The following is an 11187-nucleotide window of genomic DNA, read 5'->3' as shown; positions in this document are numbered from 1 at the left end:
GCCGGAAGCCCAGCGCGGCCCCTCCAGCGGCCCCGCCGGCCTGCCGCGCCATGCGGACCGGCTGCACGGCGCCGGCACGCTCTCCTTCGAGATGTCGGTGGGCCGCGACCGCCTCATCGTCAATTGCGGCGCGGCGCCGGCGGCCGAAGGCGCCTGGCGGGACGCGCTGCGCTCCACCGCCGCCCATTCCACCCTGACGCTGTCCGATACCAACAGCAGTGAGCTGAAGGACGACGGCCTGGGCCGCCGGGTCGAGATGGTGGAGGCCGAGCGCCAGGAAGCCAATGGCGCGCAATGGCTGGATGCCAGCCACGACGGCTACAAGAAGGGCTTCGGCGTCATCCACCGCCGCCGCCTCTACCTCTCCGAATCCGGCGACGACCTGCGCGGCGAGGATGTGGTGGAGGGCGAGGACACACCCGCCTTCGCCATCCGCTTCCACCTGCATCCCGGCGTCGTCGCCAGCCTGCAGGAAGACGAGAACGCGGTGCTGCTGCGCCTGCCCTCCGGCGCCTCCTGGCGGCTGCGGGCCAGCCGGGCCAAGGCGGCGCTGGAGGAAAGCGTCTTCATGGCGGGCGAGCCGCGCCGCACCAGCCAGGTGGTGCTGACGGCCGAGGCCGGCACCGCCTCCGTCCAGTGGGCGCTGAGCCGGGTGAACCTGCCGCAGCCCAACGCCGAGGGTTGAGGCGGGCCTTGCGCCTGGGTGAAGGCTGGGGGAGTGAACTCCCCCAGACCCCCTCCTTTTTCTGCGGGTTCCCGGGTGCGCCTGCGGCGGCACCCATCCAGCGCCGGGGCGTGCCGGAGGTCATGGACCTCCGGCGACCGAGGCTTCAGCCCGCGCGGCCCTTCGCATCTTCCACTGGCGCTTCCCTCGGTTCCTCCGCTGCGCCGCCAAACTCGAAAAAAGAAAAGAAGAGGGGGCCTGGGGGAGAATTCATTCTCCCCCACCACCGCGACCCATGAAGATTGCCGAAGTCTGCAACGTCGATTTTTCCATGCGCCATTTCGTGCTGCCGTTGATGCGCGGCGCCCGCGCGCGGGGGCATGAGGTGGTGGGCCTTTGCGCCGATGGCCCGATGCTGGAGATCCCACGCGCCGAGGGCTTCCGCATGATCCCGGTCCCCATGGCGCGCAGCCTGAACCCGGTGGCGCAGGCGCGGGCCTTCAAGGCGCTGCTGGATATCTTCCGGGCGGAGAAGTTCGACCTGGTGCATGGGCACATGCCCATCTCCGGCCTGCTGGCGCGGGCGGCGGCCAAGGCGGCGGGGGTGCCGCGCATCGCCTATACCGGCCATGGCTTCCTGTTCAACCAGCCCGGGCCGGCCTGGCGGAAGGGGCTGGCGCTGGGGCTGGAATGGATCGGCGGCCGCGCCACCGATGTCTTCATGACCGTGAGCCAGGAGGAGGCGGCGGATGCCCGGCGCCTCGGCATCGCGCGGCATGCGGTGGGCATCGGCAATGGGCGGGACCCGGCGCGCTTCGCGGCACCCGACCCGGCGGCGCGCGCGGCGCTGCGGGCGGAACTGGGCGCGGCGCCGGAAGACTGCGTCGTCGTCATCGTCTCCCGCATCGTGCGCCACAAGGGGCATGTGGAGCTGCTGCGGGCCATGGAGCAGGTGCCGAATGCCACGCTCTGGGTGGTGGGCAACCGGCTCGACTCGGACCACGGCCCCGACATGGCGGAGGATTTCGCCCGCGCCGAGCGCCTGTTGGGGCGGCGGCTGGTGCGGCTGGGCTACCGGGACGACATCCCGGATGTGCTGGCGGCGGCGGATATCTTCTGCCTGCCCAGCCATTTCGAGGGCCTGCCGATGTCGGTCATCGAGGCCATGCTGAGCGGCCTGCCGGTGGTGGCCACCGATATCCGCGGCCCGCGCGAGCAGGTGCTGCCGGGCGAGACCGGCCTGCTGGTGCCGCCCCGCACGGTGGAGCCGCTGGCCGGGGCCATCGCGGCGCTTGCCGCCGATCCGGCGCTGCGCGCCCGCATGGGCGAGGCCGGGCGCCGTTATGCCCTGGCGCATTTCGATGAGGCCAAGGTGGTGGCCCGCACCCTGGACCTGATGGGCCTCTAAACGCGAAAGGCCGGCCACCCGGGGGAGGGTGGCCGGCCTGCATCCGGAGGGGGGGCTGGATGGCGCGGGGGAGGCGGGAGGCGTCAGCCGCGCGGCGCGTAATCGGCGATGGGCGCGGGGGAATAAACGATGCGGGCACTTTCGCCATTGCCCACCACCTGGGGCAGGTAGCCGCCCTGGGCCGGGGCATTGCGGGCGTGGCGGTATTCGGCGCCCTCGCCATTGCCGATCACCTGCACGGCGCCGCCGCCCAGGATATTGCCGCCATCATTGGAGTAATCGACGGCGAAATTCTCGCCGGTGCCAAGAATCGTGAGGGGCTCCCCAGCCATCGCGGTGCCAGCGATGCCGGTGGCGAGGAGGGCGGAAAGAATAACCTTGCGGAACATTGTTCTTATTATCCTTGAGAGGTCGTGACGGCTTGGCGCCGCCTGTTGCCCTTTTCCTGAACCATCTCCGCAAGCTTGGCCAATTTCCTGGCACGATGGCCGGTATTTGCGCGGCGGATGACGGAAGCATGACAATTCCGCGCGAGGGCACGGTGCCGGACCCTGCCGCCGCGCCCACCCTTCCGGCCCGCCCGGGCAAGGGCTAGCGTGGCGCCCATGCTCGCTGACAAGCACATCCTCCTGATCGTTTCCGGCAGCGTCTCGGCCTTCAAGGCCCTGGCGCTGGTGCGGCTGCTGCGCAAGGCCGGCGCCCGCGTCACCCCCGTGCTGACCGAGGGCGGCGCCCGCTTCGTCACCCCCCATGCCCTGCAAGCCATCGCGGGGGAGGCGGTGCAGCAGGATCTCTGGTCGCTGCCCGAGGAGGCTGAGCTGGGCCATATCCGCCTGGCGCGGATGCCGGACCTGGTGGTGGTGGCGCCGGCTTCGGCCAATATGCTGGCGCGCATGGCGCATGGGCTGGCGGATGACCTCGCCACCACGCTGCTGCTGGCCACCGACCGCCCGGTGCTGGTGGCCCCGGCGATGAACTGGGCCATGTGGGCCCACCCGGCCACCCGCGCGAACATGGCGGTGCTGGCCGCGCGCGGCATCCGCGGCATCGGCCCCAATGAGGGCGCCATGGCGGAGGCCGAGAGCGGCCCCGGCCGCCTGGCCGAGCCCGAGGAAATCCTCGCCGCCATCGAGGCCATCCTGGCCGGCCCCCGCCCGCTGGCGGGGCGGCATGTGCTGGTGACCTCTGGCCCGACGCATGAGCCGATCGACCCCGTGCGCTACATCGCCAACCGCTCCAGCGGCAAGCAGGGCCATGCCATCGCCGGAGCCCTGGCGGCGCTGGGCGCGCGCGTCACCCTGGTCTCCGGCCCCGTGACGCAGCCGGACCCGGTGGGCGTGGCGGTGGTGCGCGTGGAAAGCGCGCGGGAGATGCTGGCCGCTTGCGAGGCCGCGCTGCCCGCCGATGCCGCCATCTGCGCCGCCGCCGTGGCCGACTGGCGCACGGCGCGCGAGGCCGGGCAGAAGCTGAAGAAGATCCCCGGCGAGGCCCCGCCGCCGCTGGAACTGGCCCTGAACCCCGACATCCTGGCCACCCTTTCCGCCCATGCCCGGCGCCCTGGGCTGGTGGTGGGCTTCGCGGCGGAGACGGAGAACGTGGTGCCCAACGCCATCGCCAAGCGCGCCCGCAAGGGCTGCGACTGGATCGTGGCCAATGATGTCTCCGGCGATGTGATGGGTGGCGCCGAGAATGCCGTGCATCTGGTGACCGCCACCGGGGTCGAGGACTGGCCCCGCCTGCCCAAGGAGGAAGTGGCCCGCCGCCTCGCCGCCCGCGTGGCCGAGGCGCTGGAGCCTGCGGCCACAACGCGCTAGAGCCCGCCGCATGAGCACCGTGACCATCGCCGTCCGCCGCCTGCCGCATGCCGAAGGCCTGCCGCTGCCCAGCTATGCCACCACCGGCGCCGCCGGCTTCGACCTGCTGGCCGCCGTGCGCGAGCCCCTGGTGATCCCGCCGGGAGGCCGCGCCCTGGTGCCCACCGGCCTTCAGATCGCCCTGCCTGAAGGCTATGAGCTGCAGGTGCGCCCACGCTCCGGCCTGGCGCTGAAGCACGGCATCACCCTGCCCAACAGCCCCGGCACCATCGACGAGGATTACCGGGGCGAGGTCGGCGTCATCGTGCTGAACACCGGGGCCGAGCCCTTCACCGTGGAGCGCGGCACGCGAATCGCCCAGGGCGTGGTGGCGCCGGTGGTGCGGGCGGCCTGGGCCGAGGTGGAGGTGTTGCCGGAAACGGTGCGTGGCGCTGGCGGCTTCGGCAGCACCGGGCACTGAGAGGACAGGCCAGGGGCGCTGCCCCTGGACCCCGCTGGGGTGACAGTGTCACCCCAGACCCCGCCATTTTTATTTGTGAATCTGTGGTTCCGCCGGAGGTCCATGACCTCCGGCGACTGCGGCCTCAGCCCGCGTGGCCTTTTGGATTCTTGATGCTGACGGCCTGTGCCACGCCGCGCCCTCCAGGCCCGATCTCAAACTGGCAGCGGGGTCCGGTGTGGACTTTCCACCCCGGCGGGGTTCCAAGGGGCAGCGCCCCTTGGCCCCGGCCTCGATCAGTCTGCTTCCAGCCCGTGTTCCAGCCGGTGCGGGCTGGCCGGGTAGGTGCCCAGCACGCGCATTTCGCGGGAGAAGAAGGCCAGTTCCTCCAGCGCGCGGCGCAGGCCGGGTTCGCTCGGGTCGCCATCCACGTCGCAGAGGAACTGCGTGGCGGTGAAGCGGCCGTTCAGCATGTAGCTTTCCAGCTTGGTCATGTTCACGCCGTTGGTCGCGAAGCCGCCCAGCGCCTTGTAGAGCGCCGCCGGGATGTTGCGGACGCGGAAGACAAAGGTGGTCACGGCCCGCGCCGTATCTGGCGGCAGTGGCCGGGGCTCGCGCGCCATGACGTAGAAGCGGGTGGTATTGTCCGCCGAGTCCTCGACATTGCGGGCCAGGATTTCCAGCCCGTAGATCTCGCCGGCCAGCGAGGAGGCGATGGCCGCGTCCTCCAGGCTGTGCTTCTCGGCCAGCAGCTTGGCGGCGCCGGCGGTATCGGCCTCGATCACCGGCTCCAGCTTCATGTCCCGCAGCAGGTTCAGCACCTGGCCCAGCGCCATGGGGTGGCTGTGGGCGCGGCGGATGGAGGCGAGGCTGGCGCCCTTATGGGCCAGCAGGCAGTGCTCGACGCGCTCATAATGTTCGCCCACCACATGCAGGCCCGAATCGGGCAGCAGGCGGTGGATGTCGGGCACGCGGCCGGCGAGGGAATTCTCGCAGGGCAGCATGGCCAGCTCGGCCCGGCCTTCGCGCACGGCGGCCATGGCGGCCTCGAAGGAAGGGCAGGGCAGGGTGGTCCAGCCTGGATAGGCGGAGCGGCAGGCGAGGTCGGAATAGGCCCCCGGCATGCCCTGGAATGCGATCACACCGCTCATCTGGCTCCCCGTCCGTGCATCAAAGATCTCAGCCTTGGCCCGCGTCCGCCGTTCTCCGGTGGCGCCGCGGTGGCACACGGGTTGAAGCGGAGGGCCTCTGCCATTATGGTCCGAGCGCTTCTAGTCGAGGCCCCGGCCCGGCGCAAACGCGCCCGGCTCAAAGGGGCCATATTCAGGGAACGGACGCCGGCATGAGCTTGGAGGCTAACAAGGCATTTGCAGCCGTGCTGACGGCGGGCATCGCCTTCATGGTGGCGGGCTTCATCGGGCAGCAGGTCGTGCACCCGAAGCGCCTGGAGAAGACGGCCATCGCCATCGAGGGCGTGCCGGCCGCCGGGGGCGCCCCCGCGCAGGAAGCGCCGGCCATTGCCGAGATCACGCCGCTGCTGGCTGCCGCCAATGTCGACAACGGCAAGCAGGTCGCCGGCCGTCTCTGCTCCGCCTGCCATACCTTCGAGGAAGGCCAGGCCAATAAGGTCGGCCCGAACCTCTATGGCGTGGTCGGCGGCCCGCACGCGCACCGCCCGGACTTCAACTACTCCCCCGCCATGGCCAGCCTGAAGGACAAGCCCTGGGGGTATGAGGAGCTGAACCACTTCCTGGCCGGCCCCGCGCGCTACATCCGTGGCACCCGCATGGCCTTTGCCGGCATCAGCAATACCCAGCAGCGGGCGGATGTGATCGCCTATCTGCGCACGCTGTCCGGCAACCCGCAGCCGCTGCCCTGATGCGGGACTTCATCGCGGCCGCCGAGGCGGCCGCCGATGCGGCGGGGGCGGTTATCCGCCCCCTTTTTCGTTCCCGCCTGCTGGTGGAAGCCAAGGGTGACGCCAGCCCGGTGACGGAAGCGGACAAGGGCGCCGAGCGCACCATCCGCGCCCTTTTGGCCGAACGCTTCCCCGACCACGGCATCCTGGGCGAGGAATACGGCCCCACCGCCGCCGAGGCCGAGTATGTCTGGGTGGTGGACCCGATCGACGGCACCCGCGCCTTTGTCACCGGCCGGCCCATTTTCGGCACCCTGGTGGGGCTGATGCATCGCGGCCGCCCCGTGCTGGGCCTGATCGACCAGCCCGCGACGGGCGAGCGCTGGATCGGCGTGGCCGGGGAGCCGCTGCGCTTCCGTGGACCGCTGGGCGGCACCCCCGGCAGCCGCCCCTGCGCCCGGCTGGCCGAGGCCGAGCTCTCCTGCACCAGCCCGGACATGTTCACGCCGGATGAAGCCCCGCGCTTCGAGCGCGTGCGCCAGGCCGCGCGCCGTGTCACCTGGGGCGGCGACTGCTACGGCTTCGGCCTACTGGCGCTCGGGCTGGTGGATGCGGTGGTCGAGTCGGACCTGAAGCCCTGGGACTGGGTTGCCCTGGCGCCGGTGGTGGAAGCCGCTGGCGGGCGCCTGACGGACTGGCAGGGCCAGCCGCTGCGGCTGGACGGGCCGGGGCAGGTGATCGCGGTGGGCGATCCGGCGCTGCTGCCGGAGATCGTGGCGCTGCTGGCCGGGTAAGGCTGGAGGGGCGCCGCCCCTCCAGGCCACCCTGCTGGGGCGACAGTGTCACCCCAGACTCCGCCATCTGTTTTGGACCATGCGGCGCGGTGGTTCCGCCGGAGGTCATGGACCTCCGGCGACTGCGGCTTCAGCCCGCGTGGCCTTTTCCTGAAATTCCGGCACCAGCGGCCAGCGCCCCGCCACGGCCTTCAAGGCTCCGAAAACTCGAAGCGGGGTCCGGGGTGGACTTTCCACCCCGGCGGGGTCCAGGGGCAGCGCCCCTGGCCTGCCTTCATCCCGCCTCCACCATTCCTTCCATCCCCAGCGTCGCCGCCAGGTTCTCCACCCGCCGCTGCACGCTGTCGCCCGCGAAGACGCCGCCGCCCGCCAGCCGCAGGGTCAAGACGCTGCCGGAGACATGCAGCGAGGTACGGGACAGCAGCGCCGGCGTGCCGCCGGAGAGCGTATAGGCCAGCCGCAGCACCGCCCCCAGCATCTCCGCCCGCCGCATTGCGCCGGAATCCAGCAGCATGCGGGCGGGGGTCAGGAAGGTGGCATCCGGTTCCGGCTCGTAGCGCAGGGCGGTGGCCAGGGCGAGGAAGGCGCGCTCGTGGTGGTCCAGCCCGATGCCGGGCTGGCGCAGCACGCGCAGGAAGGATTGCTCGGCGCGGTAGTCCGGGTGGTCGTGGCTGCCGATATCCGAAAGCCAGCAGGCGGCTTCGCGCAGCGCCGCGTCGGGGGGGCTTTCCTGGGGCCAGATGGGCGCGGTCCAGTCCACCAGGGCCTGGGGCATGGCGGTGTCGCGGCCATAGCGCGCCGCCATCTCCCGCCCGGCGCAGAGCAGCGGGTCCAGCGCCCGCGCTTCCTGCGGGATCTGCCGGGCATACCAGCCCTCGCGCATGCCATTGGCGCTGAAGACGACGCGGCGGGCGCCGGTGGCGCGCAGCAGGCGGCGCAGCGCCACGGCGGCGAAGGGCAGGTCCTGCAGGCGCTTGCTGGGCGCGCCGGGGATGCGTTCCAGCGTGCGGCGGGTGGCGGCGATCAGCAGCCCGCAAAGGTCGCGCGCTTCCTCCCGCCGCAGCACGTAGTGGTGGACGATGGAGAGCGGGTAGGAGGTCTGGGCGATGTGGATCTTGGCCATGGCGCGCCAGGCGCCGCCGACGAGATAAAGGTCGCGCTCACGGCCCGCGGAGAGCCAGGGCACCTGCCCCAGCTCCTCCTCGGCGATGCCGCGCGCACGGGCCACCTCGCCACCCGCGCGGTCGGACAGGCGGATGGCGCCCAGCGGCAGGGAGACCATGCGGCCGATGGCGCCGCGGTTCAGCTCCACCAGCTCCAGCGAACCGCCGCCGAGGTCACCCAGGATGCCATCGGCGCCGGGGAAGCCCATCAGCACGCCCTCGGCCGAAAGCCGCGCCTCCTCCTCCCCGGTCAGGATATGGATGGGCACGCCGGGCATGCGCTCCTGCAGCGCGGCGGCGAAGTCGGGGCCGTTGCTGGCATCGCGCATGGCGGCGGTGGCCAGCACCTGCACCGGCTCCGCCCCCATGGCGCGGGCGACCTCGTAATAACGGGCCATCACGGTCAGGGCCTGCGGCACCGCCGCCTCGTTCAGCTTGCCGGTGGTCTGCAGCCCGCGCCCGAGGCCGAGCACGGCCTTTTCGTTGAAGATGGGCAGCGGGTTGCGCCCCCGCCCCTCGAAGACCACCAGGCGCACCGAGTTGGAGCCGAGGTCCACGGCGCCGCAGCGGGGCGGATGGCCGGAGGTTGCGGGAAGGGTGGCGGTCTCCGGTCGATCCAAGCGCGAAGTCCTCGGCAGCGGGCGTTAATCCTGGGCGACGCGATCCTGGCGCCGCCGGGGTGTGGCATTGCGTGGCGCACGATGCAACGCGCTGCCGCGCCCGGACAAGGACGGGTTGGTCATGAAATAATTGTGGGCGGAGACCGGGTTGGCTCCTTCGTCCAGCCGGCGCCAGTGCCCATCGGCATGCAATTGCCAGGACTGGGCGGTGTCCTTCAGGTTCACCACCATGATCTGGTCCAGGATCTGGGCATGCACGGTGGGGTTCTCCACCGGCACCAGGGTCTCCACGCGCCAGTCCATGTTGCGCGCCATCCAGTCGGCCGAGGAGATGAAGACGCGGGCGCGGCGGGAGGGCAGGCGGTGCCCGTTGCCGAAGACCATGATGCGCGAATGTTCCAGGAAGCGGCCGATGATGGACTTCACCCGGATATTCTCGCTCATGCCCGGCACGCCGGGGCGCAGGCAGCAGATGCCGCGCACCACGCATTCGACCTTCACCCCCGCGCGGCTGGCGCGGTAGAGCGCGTCGATCAGCGCCTCATCCACCAGGGAATTCATCTTCAGCCAGATGCCGGCGGGCTTGCCCTCGCGGGCATAGGCGATCTCCTGCTCGATCAGCCCCATCAGCGCCGGGCGGATGGTCAGCGGCGCGAAGGCCAGCCCTTCCATGGTCTCCGGCCGGGCATAGCCGGTCATGTAGTTGAAGAGCTTCTGCGCGTCCCGCGTCAGGCCCGGGTCGGCGGTGAAGAAGGAAAGGTCCGTGTAGATGCGGGCCGTGATGGGGTGGTAGTTGCCCGTGCCGAAATGGGCATAGGAGCGCAGCGAGCCGCCCTCCCGCCGCACCACCAGGGACATCTTGGCGTGGATCTTCAGGTCCACGAAGCCGAAGACCACCTGCACGCCGGCCGCTTCCAGCTCGCGCGCGAGCGCGATGTTGCGCTCCTCGTCGAAGCGCGCCTTCAACTCCACCATGGCGGTGACGGATTTGCCGAGATCGGCGGCCTCGATCAGCGCGCGGGCGATGGGGCTGTCGCGGGAGGTGCGGTAGAGCGTCTGCTTGATGGCGACCACGCTGGGGTCGCGCGCCGCCTGCCGCAGGAACTGCACCACCACGTCGAAGCTCTCGTAGGGATGGTGGACCACGATGTCCTTGGCGCGGATGGCGGCGAAGCAGTCGCCGCCGAAATCCAGGATGCGCTCGGGGAAGCGGGGGGTATAGGGCGTGAAGAGCAGGTCGGGGCGGTCGTCCACGATCAACTGCTTCAGGTCCGCCATGCCCAGCAGGCCATCGACCATGAACAGCTCGGCGCGCGGCGCGTCCAGCTCCTCCGCCACGAAGTCCACCAGGTCGGCGGCCATGCGGGCATCGATGGCGAGCTGGATGGCGCGGCCGCGCCGCCGCCGCTTCAGCGCGGTCTCATAGGAGCGGACGAGGTCTTCCGCTTCTTCCTCGAATTCCACGTCGGTGTCGCGGATCAGGCGGAACAGCCCCTGCTCGGCATTGATGTAGCCGGGGAAGAGGCGGTGCAGGAACAGCCCGATCAGCTCCTCCAGCAGCACGAAGCGGATCGGGCCGGTGCCGGGGGTGATGTTGGGCGCGTCCTCGGCCGGCGGCAGGCGCACGAAGCGCTCGATCTGCGGCGGCACCGGCAGCAGGGCGCGCATGATGCCGCCATCCTCCTCCCGCACCAGCTTCAGCACCATGCAGAGTGCGAGATTGGCGATAAAGGGGAAGGGATGCGCCGGGTCCACCGCCAGCGGCGTCAGCACGGGGAAGACGCGCTCCAGGAACCAGCCTTCCAGCCAGCGGCGGTCGGCTTCCGAAAGCTCCTCCACCGCCACCACGCCGATGCCGGCCTCCCGCAGCTCGCCGCGCAGGCTGCGCCAGGCGGCGTGCTGCTCCTCCGTCAGGGCGGCGGCGCGGGCATGGATGGCCACCAGTTGCTGCCCCGGCGTCAGCCCATCGGGCGAGGAGGCGGCGATGCCGGCGCGCTCCTGCCCCGCCAGCCCGGCGACGCGGACGGAATAGAATTCATCGAGGTTGGAGGCCGAGATGGCCACGAAGCGCAGCCGCTCCAGCAGCGGGTGCTTCGGGTTCTCCGCCTCCTCCAGCACGCGGGCATTGAAGTCCAGCCAGGACAGCTCGCGGTTGATGAAGCGCGCGGGCGCATCGGCGGCGATGGCGGCGGCTTCAGCCGGTTCGGCGGGCAGGGCGGGCGAATGGGTGGCGGCGGTGGCATCCATGCCCGCCAGCCTACAACAAGGCGGGTGTGGCCGGGGAGGGAAGAGCGGCCTCCGCCGCGGAAACGTCATGAACATGAAGAGCATCGGCGCCGAAGCCGGGCCAGTCGGCCAGGGCGGCGCGGGCCAGACCACGGGTGACGGCGCCGCCGGCGGCCAGCGCCGCGCGGTCCAGCCGCTCCG

General features: G+C 71.2%; 10 protein-coding genes. 6 read left to right on the top strand and 4 right to left on the bottom strand.

Going from position 1 to position 11187, the window contains the following annotated elements:
- Together IBL25_RS21225 and IBL25_RS21220 are read left to right on the top strand one after the other, a co-directional pair.
- Positions 1-685 (top strand): heparinase II/III family protein (locus tag IBL25_RS21225; RefSeq protein ID WP_187780499.1); only part of this gene is annotated, 685 nt, incomplete at its 5' end.
- A gap of 274 nt (positions 686-959) precedes the next feature.
- Positions 960-2072 (top strand): glycosyltransferase family 4 protein, encoded by a 1113-nt coding sequence (locus IBL25_RS21220; RefSeq protein WP_187780498.1) that lies wholly within the window; start codon positions 960-962, stop codon positions 2070-2072.
- A gap of 83 nt (positions 2073-2155) precedes the next feature.
- Here the strand turns inward: IBL25_RS21220 and IBL25_RS21215 are convergent, their stop codons facing one another.
- Positions 2156-2461, bottom strand: a complete 306-nt coding sequence (locus tag IBL25_RS21215) for a hypothetical protein (RefSeq protein ID WP_187780497.1) — start codon at positions 2459-2461, stop codon at positions 2156-2158.
- Positions 2462-2677: 216 nt separating this feature from the next.
- On the opposite strand from IBL25_RS21215, the gene coaBC reads away from it, so the two are divergent.
- Complete coding sequence (gene coaBC / locus IBL25_RS21210) at positions 2678-3886, top strand: bifunctional phosphopantothenoylcysteine decarboxylase/phosphopantothenate--cysteine ligase CoaBC (protein ID WP_187780496.1); 1209 nt, start codon at positions 2678-2680, stop codon at positions 3884-3886.
- A gap of 10 nt (positions 3887-3896) precedes the next feature.
- A complete protein-coding gene (gene dut / locus IBL25_RS21205) occupies positions 3897-4346 on the top strand; it encodes a dUTP diphosphatase (RefSeq protein ID WP_187780495.1) in 450 nt (149 codons plus the stop codon).
- Between the two features lie 275 nt (positions 4347-4621).
- Here dut and IBL25_RS21200 read toward each other — a convergent pair whose 3' ends face one another.
- Positions 4622-5476, bottom strand: a complete 855-nt coding sequence (locus tag IBL25_RS21200; protein WP_187780494.1) for a prephenate dehydratase — start codon at positions 5474-5476, stop codon at positions 4622-4624.
- A 191-nt stretch (positions 5477-5667) separates the two neighbouring features.
- On the opposite strand from IBL25_RS21200, the gene IBL25_RS21195 reads away from it, so the two are divergent.
- Together IBL25_RS21195 and hisN are read left to right on the top strand one after the other, a co-directional pair.
- Positions 5668-6204 (top strand): c-type cytochrome, encoded by a 537-nt coding sequence (locus IBL25_RS21195; RefSeq protein WP_187780493.1) that lies wholly within the window; start codon positions 5668-5670, stop codon positions 6202-6204.
- Entirely contained in the window at positions 6204-6977 is a 774-nt protein-coding gene (hisN, locus tag IBL25_RS21190) for a histidinol-phosphatase (protein WP_187780492.1), read from the top strand. Before IBL25_RS21195 ends, hisN begins: the two co-directional genes overlap by 1 nt.
- Before the next feature lie 274 nt (positions 6978-7251).
- On the opposite strand, the gene IBL25_RS21185 is transcribed toward hisN, so the two are convergent.
- Both IBL25_RS21185 and IBL25_RS21180 read right to left on the bottom strand, forming a co-directional pair.
- Positions 7252-8760, bottom strand: coding sequence for a Ppx/GppA family phosphatase (locus IBL25_RS21185; RefSeq protein WP_187780491.1), 1509 nt, complete (start codon positions 8758-8760; stop codon positions 7252-7254).
- A gap of 24 nt (positions 8761-8784) precedes the next feature.
- Positions 8785-11076 carry an RNA degradosome polyphosphate kinase gene (locus IBL25_RS21180; RefSeq protein WP_379656123.1) on the bottom strand — a complete coding sequence of 764 codons (2292 nt, stop codon included), beginning with the start codon at positions 11074-11076 and terminating at the stop codon, positions 8785-8787.
- Positions 11077-11187 lie beyond the last annotated feature (111 nt).

The sequence above is a fragment of the Pseudoroseomonas ludipueritiae genome (genome assembly GCF_014490445.1).
In the GTDB taxonomy this organism is placed as follows: Bacteria; Pseudomonadota; Alphaproteobacteria; order Acetobacterales; family Acetobacteraceae; genus Pseudoroseomonas; species Pseudoroseomonas ludipueritiae.
This window is presented reverse-complemented; position numbering and strand designations above follow the sequence as displayed.

Excerpts from the sequence above, each read along its gene's own strand:
- IBL25_RS21200 (WP_187780494.1), bottom strand. The coding sequence starts at position 5,476 with ATGAGCGGTGTGATCGCATTCCAGGGCATGCCGGGGGCCTATTCCGAC.
- hisN (WP_187780492.1), top strand. The coding sequence starts at position 6,204 with ATGCGGGACTTCATCGCGGCCGCCGAGGCGGCCGCCGATGCGGCGGGG.
- coaBC (WP_187780496.1), top strand. The coding sequence starts at position 2,678 with ATGCTCGCTGACAAGCACATCCTCCTGATCGTTTCCGGCAGCGTCTCG.
- IBL25_RS21195 (WP_187780493.1), top strand. The coding sequence starts at position 5,668 with ATGAGCTTGGAGGCTAACAAGGCATTTGCAGCCGTGCTGACGGCGGGC.
- IBL25_RS21215 (WP_187780497.1), bottom strand. The coding sequence starts at position 2,461 with ATGTTCCGCAAGGTTATTCTTTCCGCCCTCCTCGCCACCGGCATCGCT.
- dut (WP_187780495.1), top strand. The coding sequence starts at position 3,897 with ATGAGCACCGTGACCATCGCCGTCCGCCGCCTGCCGCATGCCGAAGGC.
- IBL25_RS21220 (WP_187780498.1), top strand. The coding sequence starts at position 960 with ATGAAGATTGCCGAAGTCTGCAACGTCGATTTTTCCATGCGCCATTTC.
- IBL25_RS21180 (WP_379656123.1), bottom strand. The coding sequence starts at position 11,076 with ATGACGTTTCCGCGGCGGAGGCCGCTCTTCCCTCCCCGGCCACACCCG.